We start from the raw sequence: 15,602 nt of genomic DNA, 5'->3' as shown, positions 1-15,602 counted from the left end.
AAAAACTTTTATTAGTTCTTGAGCTGGGCGCTTGGCAGGTCCGCCCGCTGCGGACATTCTGCGCCGCGTATGACCCTGCCGCCCCCCACCCCGCGCGCCAAGCTTGAACTGGAGACCGTCACCGGCGAGGAGGCGCAGGCGGCGCTGCCCGACCTCGCCCGGCTGCGCATCGAGGTTTTCCGTGAATTTCCCTATCTCTATGACGGCGACGAGGCGCATGAGCGCGACTATCTGCAGACCTATGTGCGGGTGAAGGGTGCTGCCATCGTGCTGGCCCGAATCGGCGAGCGAATCGTCGGCGCCGCCACCTGCCTGCCGCTTTCCGCCGAGACCCAGGCGGTGAAAACCCCGTTTCTGGAAGCCGGCATCGATATTTCCGATATTTTCTATTTCGGCGAGAGCGTGCTGGAGAAAGCCTATCGCGGCCGCGGGCTGGGGGTTGGGTTTTTCGTCGCGCGCGAGCGCCAGGCCCGCGCCTATGGCGCCACCCTGGCGGCGTTCTGCGCCGTGCAGCGCCCCGCCAGCCATTGGCTGCGCCCGGATGGCTACCAGCCGCTGGATGGATTCTGGACCAAGCGCGGCTTCACAAGGCGCGAGGATCTGGTCTGCCAGATGAGCTGGCGGGATGTGGACGAAGCCGCCGCCAGCACCAAAAACCTAACCTTCTGGACCAAGCGCCTATGAAGCTCGCCCTCGCCCCGTTCGGGGTCTCCGCCCCCGCCAGCTTCAAGGCCTTCCTGCTGCGGCTGGAGCGCCTGGCCGCCGAGGCTGCCCTGGCCGGGGCGGACATGCTGGTGCTGCCGGAATATGCCGCCATGGTCTGCGCCGGGGCGGAGATCAAAGCCCCGGACATCGCGGCCGAGCTGCTGCATGTGGTGGACCAGGCCGAGCTGATCCTCAGCGGGCTGCGCGAGATGGCGATGCGCCACAAGCTGCACATCCTCGGCGGCTCGCTGCCGATGCGCGATGCGGACGGCAAAATCCGCAACCGCGCCCCCTTCATCGCCCCCTCCGGCACCATGGGCTTCCAGGACAAGCAGGCGATGACCCGCTTCGAGGCTGAGGAATGGGGGGTTGCCGGCGGCGCCGCGCCTGTGGTGTTCGACACTGCCTTCGGGCTGATCGGCGTGTCGATCTGCTATGACAGCGAGTTTCCGCTGCATGTGCGCGCCCAGGTGGCGGCGGGGGCGAAGCTGATTTTGATCCCCTGCTGCACCGCCTCGCCCGCCGGCTTCAACCGGGTGCGTTTCTCCGCCCGCGCCCGGGCGGTGGAAAATCAATGCTATACCGCCGTGGTGCCGTTGATCGGCGAGGCCGCCTGGTCCGGCTCCATCGATGTGAATATCGGCCATGCCGCCCTCTTCACCCCTTGCGACACGGGCTTTCCGGATGACGGCGTCGCCACCGCCGGGGCGCTGAACGAGCCGGCTCTGGTTTTCGCCCAAGTCGATTTCGCCGCCATCGACGCGGTGCGCGCGCAAGGGGCGGTGCTCAATCACCGCGACTGGGCGCCGGTCGCCCCCACTGAAATCGTAGCGCTGCGATGACCCGCATCTTCATCATCGCCGGCGAGGCCAGCGGCGACGTGCTCGGCATGCGCCTGATGCTAGCGCTACGAAACCTGGAGCCGGAGATCCAATTCTCCGGCATTGGCGGGGCGCGCATGGCGGAGGCCGGGCTGACCTCGCTGTTCCCGATGCAGGAGCTGGCGCTGATGGGGCTGGCGGAGATTTTGCCCAAGGTTCTGCATCTGAAGGCGCGGCTGAAACAGACCATCGAGGCCATCCGCGCCGAAAAGCCGGATATTTTGCTGACCATCGACAGCCCTGGCTTCACCTTGCGGGTACTGAAAGCCATCGGCCCGGGCGGGCCGAAGCGGGTGCATTATGTCGCGCCGCAGGTCTGGGCCTGGCGGCAGGAGCGGGTGAAGCATTTCCCCGGTCTGTGGGAGGAGCTGCTCTGCCTGCTGCCCTTCGAGCCGGATTTCTTCGCCCCGCACGGGCTGCATCCGGTTTTCACCGGCCATCCGGTGCTGGAATCCGGCGCCGATGCCGGCGATGCGGCGCGCTTTCACGCCACCCACAAGCTCGCGCCGGACGCTGTGCCGCTGGTGCTGATGCCGGGCTCGCGCGTCACCGAAACCAAGCGCCTGCTGCCAGTGTTCCGGGACACGCTGGCGCTGTTGCAGCCGGATGTGCCGGGGCTGGTGCCGGTGGTGGCGGCGGCCGCAGGCATCGCCGAGGCGGTGGCGGCGCATATGGCGGACTGGCCGGTGCGGCCGATCATCGTGCGCGGCGTATCGGAGCGCTACGATGCCTTCGCCGCCGCCCGCGCCGCGCTGACCAAATCCGGCACCTCGACGCTGGAGCTGGCGATGGCGGGGGTGCCGATGGCGGTCACCTACCGGGTCAACCCGCTCTCGGCAATGATGGCCCGCCGTCTGATCAAGGTGCCGCATGTGGCGATGATCAATCTGCTGGCGGGGCGCGCCCTGGTGCCGGAATTGCTGCAGGAGGATTGCGCGCCGGCGCGGCTGGCGCAGACCGTGCGCGGCCTGCTGACCGATGCGGCGGAAGCCGCGGCCCAGCGTGCCGGCTTCACCGCCGCCCTGGCCAGCTTGCGCGCCCCGGAGGGCACGCCATCGGCGGCGGCGGCACGGGCGATTCTCGGCGTGGTTGCGGCCTCGCCGGACCCGTAAATCAGTTCTTAACTTTTTCCTGCTTCACTGCGCCCATGATGAGACTCTGAACCTCCACCCCCCTGCCAAAACAGGCGGCCAACATGACCAGGAGAGCAGCATGAGTGCCAGCATGAGTATCGGCAGCGTCGGGCTGGGCAGCACCAGCAATGCGCTGGCCAGCGTCTTCAATTCCAGCACTTCAGGCGACACCACCAACGTCACCACCCTGCCGGACGGCTCCACCGTGACCACCGTGCGGGACAAGAAGGGCGATATCGTCTCCATCGCCACCACCCCGCGCACCCGCCCGCCGGAACCGGGCAGCGCCAGCGCCAGCCCCAGCGCCAGTGGCGGGATCAATCTGCTGGCCTGAGCCGGCCCTTCAGCCGTACCGCGCGCGGCGCTCGCCGAACGGCGTGGCAAGAGATACGCTGTAGGGGCAGCCTCTTCCAAAACACTGCCCGACTCGTAGGGCAATGGCATCGATCTTGCTAGCGCATCAGCGTTCGGCGGTTTTTGTAAAAAAGCGGCCCTTCGGCGGGCTTCCACCGCCGCCTTGCGGCGGTGGTGGCTTTGCCGGGTTCGTCCACTTTTACTTTGCCGCCAGCGCCGCCTGCATCGCCGCCACGGCGGAGAGGTTGGTGATGCCGCGCGCTGTGGTGCTGGGCACGGCGATATGCAGCGGCTTCTCCAGCCCCAGCAGCATCGGCCCCACCGTCACCGCCTCGCCGGTCGCCTTGACCAGATTATAGGCGATATTGGCGGCATCGATATTCGGGAAGATCAGCAGGTTGGCGGTGCCGGTCAGGGTCGAATCGGGCAGCGCCTGGTGGCGGATCTGCTCGGCCAGGGCGGCATCGGCGTGCATTTCGCCATCCACCTCCAGCTCCGGGTCGCGCGCCCGGATCAGCCCCAGCGCCTTGCGCATCTTCTTCGCCGAAGGCGAGTTGGAGGCGCCGAAATTGGAGTGGGAGAGCAGCGCCACCTTCGGCGGCAGGCCGAAATGCCGCACCGTCTCGGCCGCCATCAGCGTCATCTCCGCCACCTCTTCGGCGCTCGGGTCCACATTCACATGGGTATCGCAGAAGAACAGCGGACCGGCCTGCAGGATCAGGGCGGTCAGCGCGAAGACGCGGCCCGAGCCGGTGCTGCGCGGCACGATAGGCAGCGCATACTGGAATTGCCGCCACCAATCGCCGGTGCCGCCGCAGATGGCGGCATCCGCCGCCCCCTGCTCCAGCAGCATCGCCGCCGTCACCGTCGGGCGTTTGCGTACATGCCGGGCGGCGGCATCCGGCGGGGTGCCGCGCCGGCCGACGCGCTTGGAATAGGCCGCCAGCAGCTGCTCGAACAGCGCCGTATCCTGCTCCAGATCGACGATCTGCACGTCCTGGCCAGGGCGCAGGCGCAGGCCGAGCGACTGGATGCGCGCGATCACCGCCTCGGTCTTGCCGATCAGGATCGGCTTGGCCAGCCCGTCATCCACCACGCTCTGCACGGCGCGCAGCGTGCGCTCATCCTCGCCCTCGGCATAGACGATGCGCGGCTTCGCCTTGCGCGCCACCTCGATCACCGGGCGCAGCAACTGGCCGGAGCGGAACACGAAGCGCTCCAGCTCATGCATATAAGCCTCGAAATCCTCGATCGGCTTGCGCGCCACGCCCTCATCCATCGCCGCCTGGGCGACGGCCGGGGCGACATGCAGGATCAGCCGGGGATCGAAGGGCTTGGGAATGATGTAATCCGGGCCAAACACCGGCGCCTTGCCGCCATAGGCGGCGGCGACCACGTCCGAGGCCTCGACATGCGTCAGCTCGGCGATGGCGCGCACGGCGGCCAGCTTCATCCCCTCGGTGATCGCGGTGGCGCGCACATCCAGCGCGCCGCGGAAGATGAAGGGGAAGCAGATGACGTTATTGACCTGGTTGGGGAAGTCCGAGCGGCCGGTCGCCATGATCGCATCCGGGCGGACGCGCTGGACGATCTCGGGCATGATCTCCGGCTCGGGATTGGCCAGGGCCAGGATCAGCGGGCGCTCGCCCAGCAGATGCAGCCATTCCTCCTTCAGCACGCGCGGGGCGGAGAGGCCGAGGAAGATATCAGCCCCCGGCAGCACATCCGGCAGGCTGCGGGCGTTGGTCTCCCGGGCGACATCTTCCAGCGTCGGGTCCAGATTGGGGCGGCCTTTATACACCACGCCCTCCCTGTCGGTCATGGTGATGTTCTCGGGGCTGGCGCCCAGCGCCTTGAGGATGTTCACGCAGGAGAGTGCGGCGGCGCCGGCGCCGGAGGTGACGATCTTCACCTCTTCGATCTTCTTGTTCAGCACCGTCATGGTGTTGAGCACCGCGGCGCCGACGATGATGGCGGTGCCATGCTGGTCGTCATGAAACACCGGAATGTTCATCTTCTCGCGCAGGACCTGCTCGATCCTGAAACATTCCGGGGCCTTGATGTCCTCCAGATTGATGCCGCCGAAGCTGGGCTCCAGCCGCGCCACCGTCTCGATGAATTTCTCCGGGTCCTGCTCGTCGATCTCGATATCGAAGCTGTCGATGCCGGCGAATTTCTTGAACAGGACGGCTTTGCCCTCCATCACCGGCTTGCCGGCGAGCGCGCCGATATTGCCCAGCCCCAGCACCGCGGTGCCGTTGGTAATGACCGCGACCAGATTGCCGCGCGAGGTGAGGTCGAAGGAGCTGTCCGGGTCTTCCTTGATCAGCTCGCAGGGGGCGGCGACGCCGGGCGAATAGGCCAGGGCCAGATCGCGCGAGGTTTCCATGCGCTTGGTGGCGGTGATGGCGAGCTTACCGGGACGGGGATAGCGGTGATAATCCAGAGCCGCTTTGCGTAAGGTCTCATCCATGTCTCGAACCCTCCCCCGAAATCAATGATCTGCAGGGTTCATGGCGCAAGCCGGCAGGGCTGGCAACTCGCCCCGCCATGTGATTTTTGAAGATCGCTAATTCTGGAGAAGAGAGCTTGGTGCGGTCGAGAAGACTCGAACTTCCACGAGGTTTCCCCCACAAGCACCTCAAGCTTGCGCGTCTACCATTCCGCCACGACCGCATCGAGGCTGCGGCGGGCCTATAGACTATGAACGCGGAGCCTGCAACAGGGGAGCCATGACGAAAAACGCTTTGGATTGGGAAATCTCGCCGGGCCTGACCGATTACGAAACCGCCCTCACCCGCATGCAGGCGCGGGTGGCCGATATCCGCGCCGGGGCGGCCAAGGAGCTGGTCTGGCTGGTCGAGCATCCGCCGCTTTATACCGAGGGGACCTCGGCGAAGCGCGAGGACCTGCAGGATGCAACGCGCTTTCCAACCTACAAGGCCGGGCGTGGCGGGCAATGGACCTATCACGGGCCGGGGCAGCGCGTGGTCTATGCGATGCTGGATCTGGCCAAGCCGCATGGCCGCGTGCCGGCGCGCGATGTGCGCTGCTATGTCGCCGGGCTGGAGCGCTGGGTGATCGCCACGCTGAAGGAATTCGGCATCAAGGGTGAGATCCGCGAGGGGCGGGTCGGCATCTGGGTGGCGCGCGCTGATGGCACGGAAGAGAAGATCGGCGCCATCGGGGTGCGGGTCTCGCACTGGATCACCTGGCACGGACTATCGCTGAACGTGGCGCCGGAGCTGAGCCATTTTGGCGGCATCGTGCCCTGCGGCATCGCCGAGCATGGGGTGACCAGCCTGAAGGCGCTGGGCGTGGATGTGGGGATGGAGGTGGTGGATGCGGCGCTGGCCCGGCATTGGGGGGAAATTTTCGGATGAAGATTTTCGTCTATGGCACGCTGGCGGACAAGGATGCGTTCGGGCGCTGCGCCGGACGGCCGTTGCGGCATGAGCCGGTGCCGGCCCGGCTACACGGTTTTGCCCGGGTGAAATTGCGCGGGGCGCGCTACCCTACGCTGCGCCGCGCCCCTGGCGCGCAGGTGCCGGGCATGGTGATGCGGATCAACGCCGACATGCTGGTGCGGCTGCAGGCTTACGAATCGGTGCGCTACCGGCTGATGCGGGTGCGGCTGGCGGCGGCGGATGGGGCGCACCGGGCTTTGGTGTTCATGGGCGACGCGCCGACGCGCATCCTCTGGGCACCGGATTTGAGGCTGATGACACTGCGCTCGCGCAGTTTTTGAGATCCGCTCGCGCAGTTTTTGAACAGCGTTGAGGGCGGGCGAAAAGCTTCCCATACTCCTCGTCAAAAGACGGAAAGGTGAGGAAGATGGATGCCGAGACGCTGCGGGCTTTGCAGGCGCCGCTGAAACAGGATTACCGGGAGAACCCTGGCCATGCGCTGGTGCAGTCCCGGTCCGAAGGGGTGATCGAGCAGGAAAGCCTGACCTGCACGCTGGTCAATCCGCGCCCGGCCCAGGCGGGGCTGCATCCGGCGGCGGGCGGGCCGCAGGGCACGGCGTGCTCGGCGGATCTGCTGCTCGATTCGCTGGTGGCTTGCGCCGGGGTGACGCTGGCGGCCGTCGCCACCGCCATGGGCATTAAACTGCGCGAGGCGCGGGTGGTGGCGCATTCCTTCTGGGATGCGCGCGGCACGCTGGCAATCGACCGCGCCGCCCCGGTCGGGCTCGGGCCGATCAACCTGACCTTCAAGCTGGACACCGATGCGGATGAGGCGACGCGCGCCCGGCTGCTGAAAAGCACTGAGCGCTATTGCGTGATCTTCCAGACGCTGGCGGCGCCGCCGGCTTGTACGGTGACGCTGCTCTGAGAGTGCGGCTGTAAAAGGTGGGGACTTTTTGAAAAAAGTCCCCACACCCCCAAAAACTTTTGAATTTTCAGGGAAGCTGCGCGGGTTTAGCGCCAGCCCAGGGCTGGGGCGATGTGTTTCAGGATCGCCTCGATCACATGCGCATTATAGTCCACGCCGAGCTGGTTGGGCACGGTGAGCAGCAGCGTGTCGGCTTCGGCGATCGCCTCGTCGGCCCGCAGCTCCTCGATCAGCGCCTCCGGCTCGCCGGCATAGGAGCGGCCGAAGATGGCGCGGGTCTGCGCGTCGATCATGCCGATGCTGTCCTGGTCTTTGGCCTGACCGAAATACATCCGGTCCTGGTCGTTGATCAGCGCGAAGATCGAACGGCTGACGGAAACGCGCGGCGTGCGCTCATGCCCGGCTTCCGCCCAGGCTTCGCGGTAGGCGCGAATCTGTTTGGCCTGCTGGATATGGAAGGGTTCGCCGGTTTCGTCATCCTTCAGGGTGGAGCTTTGCAGGTTCATCCCCTGCTGGGCCGCCCACACCGCCGTGGCGTTCGAGCCTGAGCCCCACCAGATGCGCTCGCGCAGGCCCGGCGCGTGCGGCTCGACGCGCAGCAGGCCGGGCGGGTTGGGGAACATTGGGTGCGGGTTGGGCTGGGCGAAGCCCTCGCCACGCAGCACCTCCAGCAGCACCATGGCGTGGCGGCGGCCCATATCCTTGTCCTGTTCGCCCTCGGCCGGAGCGTAGCCGAAATAGCGCCAGCCCTCGATCACCTGCTCCGGCGAGCCGCGGCTGATGCCAAGCTGCAGCCGGCCGCCGGAGATCAGGTCCGCCGCCCCGGCATCCTCGGCCATGTAGAGCGGGTTCTCGTAGCGCATATCGATGACGCCGGTGCCGATCTCGATGCGCTTGGTTTTGGCGCCGACAGCGGCCAGCAGCGGGAACGGGGCGGCGAGCTGGCGGGCGAAATGATGCACCCGGAAATAGGCGCCATCCGCGCCCAACTCTTCCGCCGCCACCGCCAGGTCGATCGATTGCAGCAGCGCCTCGGCGCCGCTGCGGGTGCCGGACTGGGGCGCGGGGTTCCAATGGCCGAAAGAGAGAAAGCCGATTTTCTTCATCTGCATCACTTTGCGTCAGGGAGCGCCGCCTACTTGGCCCACCGGCTCGGATTTGCCAATTCCGGCCGACCGTCTGGCCTGCCATGCGGATCTGGCAAGCCGCCCGTCCGCGCCTATATGGACATTATGAAATTTTCCGTCCTCGACCAGTCCCCGATCCGCACCAACATCCTGCCGGATCAGGCGATCCGCGAGAGCATCGCGCTGGCGCGGGCCTGCGAGGGGTTTGGCTATCATCGCTACTGGCTCTCCGAGCATCACAGCTCCGGCTCCGTGGCGGGCTCGGCGCCGGAGGTGCTGGCCGCTGCGATCGCCAGCCAGACCAGCCGCATCCGCGTCGGCGCGGCGGGGATCATGCTGCCGCATTATGCGGCGCTGAAAGTGGCCGAGCAGTTCCGGGTGCTGGAAGCGATCGCGCCGGGGCGGATCGATCTCGGGCTGGGGCGCGCCCCTGGCTCGGATGGGCGCACGGCGCTGGCCCTGAACCCGAATGCGCGCCAGGCGGCGGATATGTTCCCGGCCCAGGTGCGCGATGTGATGGCCTGGTCCAGCGGTCAGGCGCTGCCGGTGGATCATCCGTTCCGCGCCGTCACCTGCGAGCCGCGCGGGCCGCATGCCCCCGAAATCTGGATTCTCGGCAGCTCCACCTATGGCGCCCAGCTCGCCGCCTGGTTCGGCCTGCCTTACGCCTTCGCCTATTTCTTCTCCGACGGCGCCGGGGCGGAGGAGGCGCTGCACGCTTATCATTCCCAGTTCAAGCAGCCCGGCCCGGAAGCGCCGCCGCGCCGCGCCGCGGTGACCGTGTTCGCGCTGGCGGCGGAAACCGAGGAGGAGGCGCAATATTGGGCGAAATCCCGTGGCGCCTTCTGGGCGATGCGCAATCGCGGCCTCTATATCCCCCTGCCCTCGCCCGAGGAGGCCGACCAGATGGGGTTTTCCGAGGCCGAGCAGGCGCAGATGCAAATGTCGCTCTCGCGCAATTTCATCGGCACGCCGGAACAGGTGGCGGAGCGGCTGCACAGGCTGGGCCGGGATCTGCAGCTGGACGAGATCGCCATCACCACGGCGGTTTACGATCCGGCGGTGCGGACCAGATCCTATGAGCTGCTCGCCAGGGCGTTTGGTCTCACTTAAAATTCGATGACGCAGGTTTCATGAGACGAACCTGTCAAATTTGAAAGCTTTAGTGTTTTGCATTGAATTCTCTCAGTCGCAGGACAAGATCCTAGTTCACGATACGCGTCCCAATCCGGGGACCGTTCCAAAAAGGATAAGGGATTTTGGGCGATGGTTTCTAAGTTTCGTGTTGCATTCGGTCTGTTCGCGATGGTTTCGATGGCGGCAGGTCTTGCTGCCTGCCATACCACGGCGGGCGTCGGGCAGGATCTCTCCCAGGGCGGCCACGCGCTGACCAACAGCGCCAATGCCAACGCGCCCAGCAAGCCCAGCCCCTGATCCGTCGCGCCGCCAGCTTCGCTGGCACCGAGGCTATCCCAGCGTCAATCACAAATCTTGAATAAGGAGATACAACATGGACAAGGATCGTATTGAAGGCACCCTGAAGCAGGCCAAGGGCGCGGTGAAGGAAGCCGCCGGGAAGGTCACCGGCGACACCAAGCTGCAGGCCGAAGGCAAGGCCGACAAGGTCGAAGGCAAGGTGCAGAACACCGTTGGCGGGCTGAAGGACGCCGCGAAGAAGCATTAAGCGCTTCCAGGCTCTTTCCGATGAAGGCGGCGGGGATCACCCCGCCGCCTTTTTGATTGTCAGGGCATCAGCACCTTGTCGATCACCTGAATCACGCCGTTGGACTGCATGACGTCGCTGATCGTGATTTTCGCTTCATCGCCCTTCGCGTCCTTCACCAGCAACCCGCCCGCCGGCGCGTTGCTGAAGGTGAGCGGCTCGCCTTCAACTGTCTTGAGCTGCGCGGTGCCGCCACCTTGCTGGATCATGTTCTCGATATCCGCCGCGGTGTAGCGCCCGGGCACAACATGATAGGTGAGAATCTTGACCAGCTCAGCCTTGTTCTCAGGCTTCAGCAGCGTTGGCACGGTGCCCGCCGGCAGCGCCGCGAAGGCCTCATTGGTCGGCGCGAACACGGTAAACGGCCCCTTGCCTTCCAGCGTTGGCACCAGCCCGGCCGCCTTCACCGCCGCGACGAGTGTTGTGTGGTCCTTCGAGTTCAAGGCGTTTTGCACGATGTTCCGGCTGGGATACATGGCGGCGCCGCCGACCATGGGATCCGCCGACATGGATTGCGCCGACATGGATTGCGCGGCGGCGAGGCCAGGCAGCAGCAAGACTCCTGAAAAGGCCAAAGCGAGCCGCAATTTTTTAACAGACATCCGACATTTCCTTGTTGGTTAGAACCTGAATGGTTCGTTAACAAATAGGATTACGCGCGCGCCGGGCGGACGGATTGCCGGAGGCGCGGGAATATGGATGAATTTTCGTCCATAAGCCCGCGAGAGTTTTAAGAGACTCTATAAAAACAAGCCTTTGGAAAATGATAAATGTTTTTTCGGTGCCGCTTTTTTTCGAAAAGGCGGCGATAGCGTGGGGGCTTTTTGGAAAAAGCCCCCAAAAAACTTTTTCAATTTTGCAACAGCCTTCAGCGTCAGGCTTGCAGCGCATCCAGGGCGCGTTGCAAAATCTCCGCCGCCGCCAGCTTGTCGACGATCTCGGCGCGGCGCGCCCGGCTCACCCCGGCCTCAATCAGCCGCTCATGCGTCTCGGCCGTGGAATAGCTCTCATCCACCATCGCCACCGGCAGGCCAAGAAGATCGCTGAGCCCATGCGCCCAGTCCCGCGCCGCCTGGGCGCGGGGGCCGAGTGTCTGCTCGCCATCCAGCGGCAGGCCGATGATCAGCCCCCCCACCCCTTCGCGCACCGCGATCTCGCCGATCTCGACGGCGTTGAACTTCATCTTGGTGCGCTGGAGGGTGGTGTAGGGGCTGGCGATGCGCAAGCCGACATCGGAGAGCGCCACGCCGATGCGTTTGGAGCCGGGATCGAGCCCCAGCAGCCGGGAGCCGGGGGGCAGAAGGGATAAAAATTCGGACAGGTTGTAGAGCGCCATGGCCGCCTGTATGGTCCGCCCGGATTTTTTAGCCAAGGGATTTTGGTATGTCGCTGGACGCCGCAACGGTACGCCGGATTGCGAAACTGGCCCGGATCAGGGTGAATGACGAGGAGGTTTCCACCCTCCAGAATGAGCTGAACGCGATTCTGGGCTATGTGGAACAACTTGGCGAGGTGAATGTGGACGGGGTCGAGCCGCTCTCTGGCGGCGCGCAGATGGCGCTGCGCCAGCGCGAGGACCAGGTCACTGACGGCGACATGGCGGAGAAGATCCTGGCCAACGCCCCCGACCGCATCGGAAACTTCTTTGCCGTGCCGAAAGTTGTGGAATGAGCATGTTTGACCTGACCCTCGCCGGCGCCGCGAAAGCGTTGAAGGCGAAAGAGATTTCGGCCGTGGAGCTGACCAGCGCCTATAACGAGGCCGTGGCGGCGCTGAACCCGCGTTTGAACGCCTATATCACCACCACCCCGGAGCTGGCGCTGGAACAGGCCAAGGCCGCCGATGCGCGCATCGCGGCTGGTGAGGCCACGCCGCTGACCGGCATTCCCATCGCGATGAAGGATCTGTTCTGCACCGAGGGTGTGCGCACCACGGCGGGAAGCGCGATCCTGGAGCCGTTCGTGCCGCCTTATGAGAGCACGGTTTCGGGCAAGTTGAAGGCGGCCGGCGCGGTGATGCTGGGCAAGGCCAATCTGGACGAGTTCGCCATGGGCTCCTCCAACATCACCTCCTTCTATGGCGCGGTCGAGAATCCCTGGAAGCGCCAGGGCTCGGAGGCCAAGCTGGTGCCGGGCGGCTCCTCCGGCGGTTCCGCCGCCGCCGTGGCCGCGCGCATCGCGCTCGCCGCCACCGGCACGGATACGGGCGGCTCCATCCGCCAGCCCGCCGCCTTTACGGGTCTGGCCGGCATCAAGCCCACCTATGGCCGCTGCTCGCGCTTTGGCGTGGTGGCCTTCGCCTCCTCGCTCGACCAGCCGGGGCCGATGGCGCGCAATGTCGAGGATAACGCGCTGCTGCTGAACGCCATGGCCGGGTTCGATGCGAAGGATTCCACCTCCGCCGACCGCGCTGTGCCGGATTTCACCGCGTCGCTGACCCGCGGCGTGAAGGGGCTGAAGATCGGCATTCCCAAGGAATACCGGCTGGAGGGCACCAATCCTGAGATCCTGGCGCTCTGGGACAAGGGCATTGAGTGGCTCAAGGCGCAGGGGGCGGAGATTGTCGAGATTTCCCTGCCGCACACCAAATACGGCCTGGCGGTGTATTATATCGTCGCCCCGGCGGAGGCCTCCTCCAACCTCGCCCGCTATGATGGCGTGCGCTACGGCAAGCGCGTCGATGGCGCGGATCTGATCGATCTCTATGAGCGCAGCCGCGCCGAGGGATTCGGGGCCGAGGTGAAGCGGCGCATCATGATCGGCACCTATGTGCTGAGCCATGGCTATTACGACGCTTATTACCTGAAAGCGCAGAAGGTGCGGAACCTGATCCTGAAGGATTTCACCGACGCCTTCGGCCAGGTGGACGCCATCCTCACCCCCACCGCCCCCTCCGCCGCCTTCGGGCTCGGCGAGAAGATGGATGATCCGGTGACGATGTATCTCAACGACGTGTTCACCGTGCCGGCTTCGCTGGCGGGCGTGCCGGCGATGAGCGTGCCGGCGGGCCTCTCCGCTGATGGGCTGCCGCTGGGCCTGCAGGTCATCGGCAAGCATTTTGACGAGGAAACGGTGTTCGCGGTCTCGGCTGCCATCGAAAACGCGGCGGGCTTCTCGGCCCTGCCTGAAGTGCGAGCGAAATAATGGCCTATACACTTGAAGGCAGCACCGGCGCCTGGGAGGTCGTGGTCGGCCTCGAAGTCCATGCCCAGGTGATTTCTCAGTCCAAGCTGTTCTCCGGCGCCTCGGCCACCTATGGCGGCGCGCCGAATGCGCATGTCTCCTTCATCGATGCCGGCTTTCCCGGCATGCTGCCGGTGATCAATCAGGAATGCGTGGCGCAGGCGGTGCGCACCGGGCTGGGGCTGAAGGCGCAGATCAACCTGTTCTCGCGCTTCGACCGGAAGAATTATTTCTACGCCGATCTGCCGCAGGGCTATCAGATCAGCCAGTTCGAGCACCCGATTGTCGGCACCGGGACGGTCGAGATCGAGCTGCAGGACGGCACGATCAAGCATATTGGCATCACCCGGCTGCATCTGGAGCAGGATGCCGGCAAGTCCATGCATGACCAGCATCCGGCGAAATCGGTGGTGGATTTGAACCGTGCCGGTGTCGGGCTGATGGAGATTGTCTCCGAGCCGGATATACGCTCGCCGGAAGAAGCGGGCGCTTACTTGCGCAAGATCCGCCAGATCGTGCGCTATCTCGGCACCTGCGACGGCAATATGGAGGAAGGCTCCATGCGCGCGGACGTGAATGTCTCCGTGCGCAAGCCCGGCGAGGCGTTCCGCACGCGCTGCGAGATCAAGAACGTCAATTCCGTGCGCTTCGTAATGCATGCGGTGGAGGCGGAGGCGCTGCGCCAGATCGAGGTCTGGGAGAGCGGCGGCGAAGTGGTGCAGGAGACCCGCCTGTACGATCCCGCCAAGGGCGAGACGCGCTCGATGCGCTCCAAGGAGGATGCGCATGATTATCGCTATTTCCCCGAGCCGGATCTGCTGCCGCTGGTGCTGGAGCAGGCTTGGGTGGATGAGCTGAAAGCCAATCTGCCGGAGCTGCCGGATGAGAAGCGCGCCCGCTTCTGCGCCGAATATGGCATCCCGTTCTATGATGCGGGCGTGCTGGTGGCCGACCAGGCGACGGCGGATTTCTACGAAACCGTGGCCAAGGGGCGCGATGGCAAGCTCGCCGCCAACTGGATCTCCGGCGATTTCTTCGCGGCGATGAACCGCACCGGCAAGAGCATCGAGAACCCGCCGGTGTCCGCCGCTGATCTCGGTGCGCTGCTGGATCTGATCACCGACAAGACCATCAATGGCCGCATCGCCAAGGATGTGTTCGAGGAGATGGTGGAAACCGGCAAGGCGCCGGGGGCCATCGTCGAGGAGAAGGGGCTGCGCCAGGTGACCGATACCGGCGCCATCGACGCGGCGGTGACCAAGGTGCTGGCGGAGAACCAGGACAAGGTGGCCGAGTACAAATCCGGCAAGGATAAGCTGTTCGGCTTCTTCGTCGGCCAGGTGATGAAGGCGATGCAGGGCAAGGGCAACCCTGCTCTGGTGAACGAGGCGGTGAAGAAGCAGCTCGGCTGATTTGCTCATGCCTGCCGCGCGGTTTTGCGCGGGCTGTGCTTGATACGGATCAAACCCCGCCCTCTGGGCGGGGTTTATGCGTTGCGGCCATGATGCAAGATCTGCCGCTCTCGGACGCTTATCAATTCATTGAACCCGGCCCGGTGGTGCTGCTGACCACGCAGATGCCGGGGCGAAAGCCGAATGTGATGGCGATGTCCTGGCATATGGTGCTGGGATTCGAGCCGGCGCTGATCGGCTGCGTGGTGGCGCGGGCCAATCACAGCTACGCGGCATTGCTCACCCAGGGCGAGGCGGTGATCGCGGTGCCGCCGGCGGGGCTGGCGCGCATCGTCACCGGGGTTGGGAATTGCACCGGGGATGATACGGATAAATTCGGCAATTTCGACCTCACCCCCCTGCCCGCGGCCCGGGTCGCGGCGCCGTTGATTGGGGAGGCGATTGTGAACCTGGAATGCCGGCTGCGCGACCGCACGATGGTGAAGGCTTATGACATGTTCGTGCTGGAATGCGTGAAGGGCTGGGTGAATCCGGCCTTACGGGAGGCGCCGATGCTGCACCACCACGGCTATGGCGCGTTCAGCGTGGATGGTGAGCGGGTGACGCTGAAATCGAGAATGAAGTAGGGGGCAAAAGTTTTTGGGGGGCGGCCCTTTTTTCAAAAAGGGCTGCAAAGCGTTTGGGGGTTTTGTAGGGCGTTGCCAACGCCCCGAACGTTTTCGCCGCTTTTTTTGTAAAAAAAGCGGCACC

General features: G+C 65.1%; 19 protein-coding genes and 1 tRNA gene. 14 read left to right on the top strand and 6 right to left on the bottom strand.

The genetic code is table 11. The features are described 5' to 3' along the window. The first annotated feature begins 69 nt into the window (after positions 1-69). The 4 genes from MXAZACID_RS03315 (at position 70) to MXAZACID_RS03300 (ending at position 3,053) form a co-directional block, all read left to right on the top strand. Complete coding sequence (locus MXAZACID_RS03315; RefSeq protein ID WP_008492653.1) at positions 70-684, top strand: hypothetical protein; 615 nt, start codon at positions 70-72, stop codon at positions 682-684. After that, entirely contained in the window at positions 681-1,547 is an 867-nt protein-coding gene (locus MXAZACID_RS03310; protein ID WP_008492652.1) for a carbon-nitrogen hydrolase family protein, read from the top strand. The genes MXAZACID_RS03315 and MXAZACID_RS03310 overlap by 4 nt, the downstream gene beginning before the upstream one ends. Then, positions 1,544-2,698: a lipid-A-disaccharide synthase gene (lpxB, locus tag MXAZACID_RS03305; RefSeq protein WP_008492651.1), complete on the top strand. Its 1,155-nt coding sequence runs from the start codon at positions 1,544-1,546 to the stop codon at positions 2,696-2,698. Before MXAZACID_RS03310 ends, lpxB begins: the two co-directional genes overlap by 4 nt. A 100-nt stretch (positions 2,699-2,798) precedes the next feature. After that, positions 2,799-3,053 (top strand): hypothetical protein, encoded by a 255-nt coding sequence (locus MXAZACID_RS03300; protein WP_008492650.1) that lies wholly within the window; start codon positions 2,799-2,801, stop codon positions 3,051-3,053. A gap of 219 nt (positions 3,054-3,272) precedes the next feature. On the opposite strand, the gene MXAZACID_RS03295 is transcribed toward MXAZACID_RS03300, so the two are convergent. After that, positions 3,273-5,546 carry an NADP-dependent malic enzyme gene (locus MXAZACID_RS03295; RefSeq protein WP_008492649.1) on the bottom strand — a complete coding sequence of 758 codons (2,274 nt, stop codon included), beginning with the start codon at positions 5,544-5,546 and terminating at the stop codon, positions 3,273-3,275. A gap of 117 nt (positions 5,547-5,663) precedes the next feature. Then, positions 5,664-5,749 (bottom strand) — tRNA-Leu (locus MXAZACID_RS03290). A gap of 56 nt (positions 5,750-5,805) precedes the next feature. Between MXAZACID_RS03290 and lipB the strand changes: the two genes are divergently transcribed. The 3 genes from lipB (at position 5,806) to MXAZACID_RS03275 (ending at position 7,408) form a co-directional block, all read left to right on the top strand. After that, the gene (gene lipB / locus MXAZACID_RS03285) at positions 5,806-6,456 is read left to right on the top strand and encodes a lipoyl(octanoyl) transferase LipB (protein WP_008492648.1); all 651 of its coding nucleotides are present in this window, start codon (positions 5,806-5,808) and stop codon (positions 6,454-6,456) included. Then, positions 6,453-6,821 carry a gamma-glutamylcyclotransferase family protein gene (locus MXAZACID_RS03280; RefSeq protein ID WP_008492647.1) on the top strand — a complete coding sequence of 123 codons (369 nt, stop codon included), beginning with the start codon at positions 6,453-6,455 and terminating at the stop codon, positions 6,819-6,821. Before lipB ends, MXAZACID_RS03280 begins: the two co-directional genes overlap by 4 nt. 86 nt (positions 6,822-6,907) lie before the next feature. Then, on the top strand, positions 6,908-7,408 hold the full coding sequence (locus MXAZACID_RS03275) for an OsmC family protein (RefSeq protein ID WP_008492646.1): 501 nt from the start codon (positions 6,908-6,910) through the stop codon (positions 7,406-7,408). Between the two features lie 86 nt (positions 7,409-7,494). Here MXAZACID_RS03275 and MXAZACID_RS03270 read toward each other — a convergent pair whose 3' ends face one another. Further along, positions 7,495-8,514: an LLM class flavin-dependent oxidoreductase gene (locus MXAZACID_RS03270; protein ID WP_008492645.1), complete on the bottom strand. Its 1,020-nt coding sequence runs from the start codon at positions 8,512-8,514 to the stop codon at positions 7,495-7,497. Between the two features lie 126 nt (positions 8,515-8,640). Between MXAZACID_RS03270 and MXAZACID_RS03265 the strand changes: the two genes are divergently transcribed. The 3 genes from MXAZACID_RS03265 to MXAZACID_RS03260 all read left to right on the top strand — a co-directional run bounded on the left by MXAZACID_RS03265 (position 8,641) and on the right by MXAZACID_RS03260 (position 10,219). Continuing rightward, a complete protein-coding gene (locus MXAZACID_RS03265) occupies positions 8,641-9,648 on the top strand; it encodes an LLM class flavin-dependent oxidoreductase (RefSeq protein ID WP_039884687.1) in 1,008 nt (335 codons plus the stop codon). A gap of 201 nt (positions 9,649-9,849) precedes the next feature. Beyond that, entirely contained in the window at positions 9,850-9,969 is a 120-nt protein-coding gene (locus tag MXAZACID_RS18150) for an entericidin A/B family lipoprotein (protein ID WP_240376509.1), read from the top strand. Positions 9,970-10,045: 76 nt separating this feature from the next. Beyond that, entirely contained in the window at positions 10,046-10,219 is a 174-nt protein-coding gene (locus MXAZACID_RS03260) for a CsbD family protein (RefSeq protein WP_008492642.1), read from the top strand. Positions 10,220-10,278: 59 nt separating this feature from the next. Here MXAZACID_RS03260 and MXAZACID_RS03255 read toward each other — a convergent pair whose 3' ends face one another. Genes MXAZACID_RS03255 through ruvX form a run of 3 tightly spaced genes read right to left on the bottom strand, consistent with a single transcriptional unit; the run spans position 10,279 to position 11,594 of the window. Continuing rightward, a complete protein-coding gene (locus MXAZACID_RS03255) occupies positions 10,279-10,860 on the bottom strand; it encodes a fasciclin domain-containing protein (protein WP_008492641.1) in 582 nt (193 codons plus the stop codon). A 37-nt stretch (positions 10,861-10,897) separates the two neighbouring features. Continuing rightward, a complete protein-coding gene (locus MXAZACID_RS19640) occupies positions 10,898-11,149 on the bottom strand; it encodes a hypothetical protein (protein WP_205619725.1) in 252 nt (83 codons plus the stop codon). Next, positions 11,133-11,594 (bottom strand): Holliday junction resolvase RuvX, encoded by a 462-nt coding sequence (ruvX, locus tag MXAZACID_RS03250; protein ID WP_008492639.1) that lies wholly within the window; start codon positions 11,592-11,594, stop codon positions 11,133-11,135. Before ruvX ends, MXAZACID_RS19640 begins: the two co-directional genes overlap by 17 nt. Positions 11,595-11,641: 47 nt before the next feature. Between ruvX and gatC the strand changes: the two genes are divergently transcribed. From gatC to MXAZACID_RS03230, 4 genes are all read left to right on the top strand, one after another. Continuing rightward, entirely contained in the window at positions 11,642-11,929 is a 288-nt protein-coding gene (gene gatC / locus MXAZACID_RS03245; RefSeq protein WP_008492638.1) for an Asp-tRNA(Asn)/Glu-tRNA(Gln) amidotransferase subunit GatC, read from the top strand. Beyond that, positions 11,926-13,401 (top strand): Asp-tRNA(Asn)/Glu-tRNA(Gln) amidotransferase subunit GatA, encoded by a 1,476-nt coding sequence (gene gatA, locus MXAZACID_RS03240; RefSeq protein ID WP_008492637.1) that lies wholly within the window; start codon positions 11,926-11,928, stop codon positions 13,399-13,401. Before gatC ends, gatA begins: the two co-directional genes overlap by 4 nt. After that, positions 13,401-14,852 carry an Asp-tRNA(Asn)/Glu-tRNA(Gln) amidotransferase subunit GatB gene (gene gatB, locus MXAZACID_RS03235; protein WP_008492636.1) on the top strand — a complete coding sequence of 484 codons (1,452 nt, stop codon included), beginning with the start codon at positions 13,401-13,403 and terminating at the stop codon, positions 14,850-14,852. The genes gatA and gatB overlap by 1 nt, the downstream gene beginning before the upstream one ends. 89 nt (positions 14,853-14,941) lie before the next feature. Beyond that, positions 14,942-15,478, top strand: coding sequence for a flavin reductase family protein (locus MXAZACID_RS03230; protein WP_008492635.1), 537 nt, complete (start codon positions 14,942-14,944; stop codon positions 15,476-15,478). Positions 15,479-15,602: the final 124 nt, after the last annotated feature.

Source organism: Acidocella sp. MX-AZ02 (assembly GCF_000306035.1).
Classification (GTDB): Bacteria; Pseudomonadota; Alphaproteobacteria; order Acetobacterales; family Acetobacteraceae; genus Acidocella; species Acidocella facilis.
This window is presented reverse-complemented; position numbering and strand designations above follow the sequence as displayed.

Bases quoted from the DNA above. Each gene is read 5' to 3' on its own strand.
- MXAZACID_RS03265 (WP_039884687.1), top strand. From the start codon at position 8,641: ATGAAATTTTCCGTCCTCGACCAGTCCCCGATCCGCACCAACATCCTG.
- MXAZACID_RS03310 (WP_008492652.1), top strand. From the start codon at position 681: ATGAAGCTCGCCCTCGCCCCGTTCGGGGTCTCCGCCCCCGCCAGCTTC.
- lpxB (WP_008492651.1), top strand. From the start codon at position 1,544: ATGACCCGCATCTTCATCATCGCCGGCGAGGCCAGCGGCGACGTGCTC.
- MXAZACID_RS03260 (WP_008492642.1), top strand. From the start codon at position 10,046: ATGGACAAGGATCGTATTGAAGGCACCCTGAAGCAGGCCAAGGGCGCG.
- MXAZACID_RS19640 (WP_205619725.1), bottom strand. From the start codon at position 11,149: ATGCGCTGCAAGCCTGACGCTGAAGGCTGTTGCAAAATTGAAAAAGTT.
- gatA (WP_008492637.1), top strand. From the start codon at position 11,926: ATGAGCATGTTTGACCTGACCCTCGCCGGCGCCGCGAAAGCGTTGAAG.
- MXAZACID_RS03270 (WP_008492645.1), bottom strand. From the start codon at position 8,514: ATGAAGAAAATCGGCTTTCTCTCTTTCGGCCATTGGAACCCCGCGCCC.
- MXAZACID_RS03300 (WP_008492650.1), top strand. From the start codon at position 2,799: ATGAGTGCCAGCATGAGTATCGGCAGCGTCGGGCTGGGCAGCACCAGC.
- MXAZACID_RS03230 (WP_008492635.1), top strand. From the start codon at position 14,942: ATGATGCAAGATCTGCCGCTCTCGGACGCTTATCAATTCATTGAACCC.
- gatC (WP_008492638.1), top strand. From the start codon at position 11,642: ATGTCGCTGGACGCCGCAACGGTACGCCGGATTGCGAAACTGGCCCGG.
- lipB (WP_008492648.1), top strand. From the start codon at position 5,806: ATGACGAAAAACGCTTTGGATTGGGAAATCTCGCCGGGCCTGACCGAT.
- MXAZACID_RS03315 (WP_008492653.1), top strand. From the start codon at position 70: ATGACCCTGCCGCCCCCCACCCCGCGCGCCAAGCTTGAACTGGAGACC.
- MXAZACID_RS03280 (WP_008492647.1), top strand. From the start codon at position 6,453: ATGAAGATTTTCGTCTATGGCACGCTGGCGGACAAGGATGCGTTCGGG.
- MXAZACID_RS03295 (WP_008492649.1), bottom strand. From the start codon at position 5,546: ATGGATGAGACCTTACGCAAAGCGGCTCTGGATTATCACCGCTATCCC.
- MXAZACID_RS03275 (WP_008492646.1), top strand. From the start codon at position 6,908: ATGGATGCCGAGACGCTGCGGGCTTTGCAGGCGCCGCTGAAACAGGAT.
- ruvX (WP_008492639.1), bottom strand. From the start codon at position 11,594: ATGGCGCTCTACAACCTGTCCGAATTTTTATCCCTTCTGCCCCCCGGC.
- MXAZACID_RS18150 (WP_240376509.1), top strand. From the start codon at position 9,850: ATGGCGGCAGGTCTTGCTGCCTGCCATACCACGGCGGGCGTCGGGCAG.
- MXAZACID_RS03255 (WP_008492641.1), bottom strand. From the start codon at position 10,860: ATGTCTGTTAAAAAATTGCGGCTCGCTTTGGCCTTTTCAGGAGTCTTG.
- gatB (WP_008492636.1), top strand. From the start codon at position 13,401: ATGGCCTATACACTTGAAGGCAGCACCGGCGCCTGGGAGGTCGTGGTC.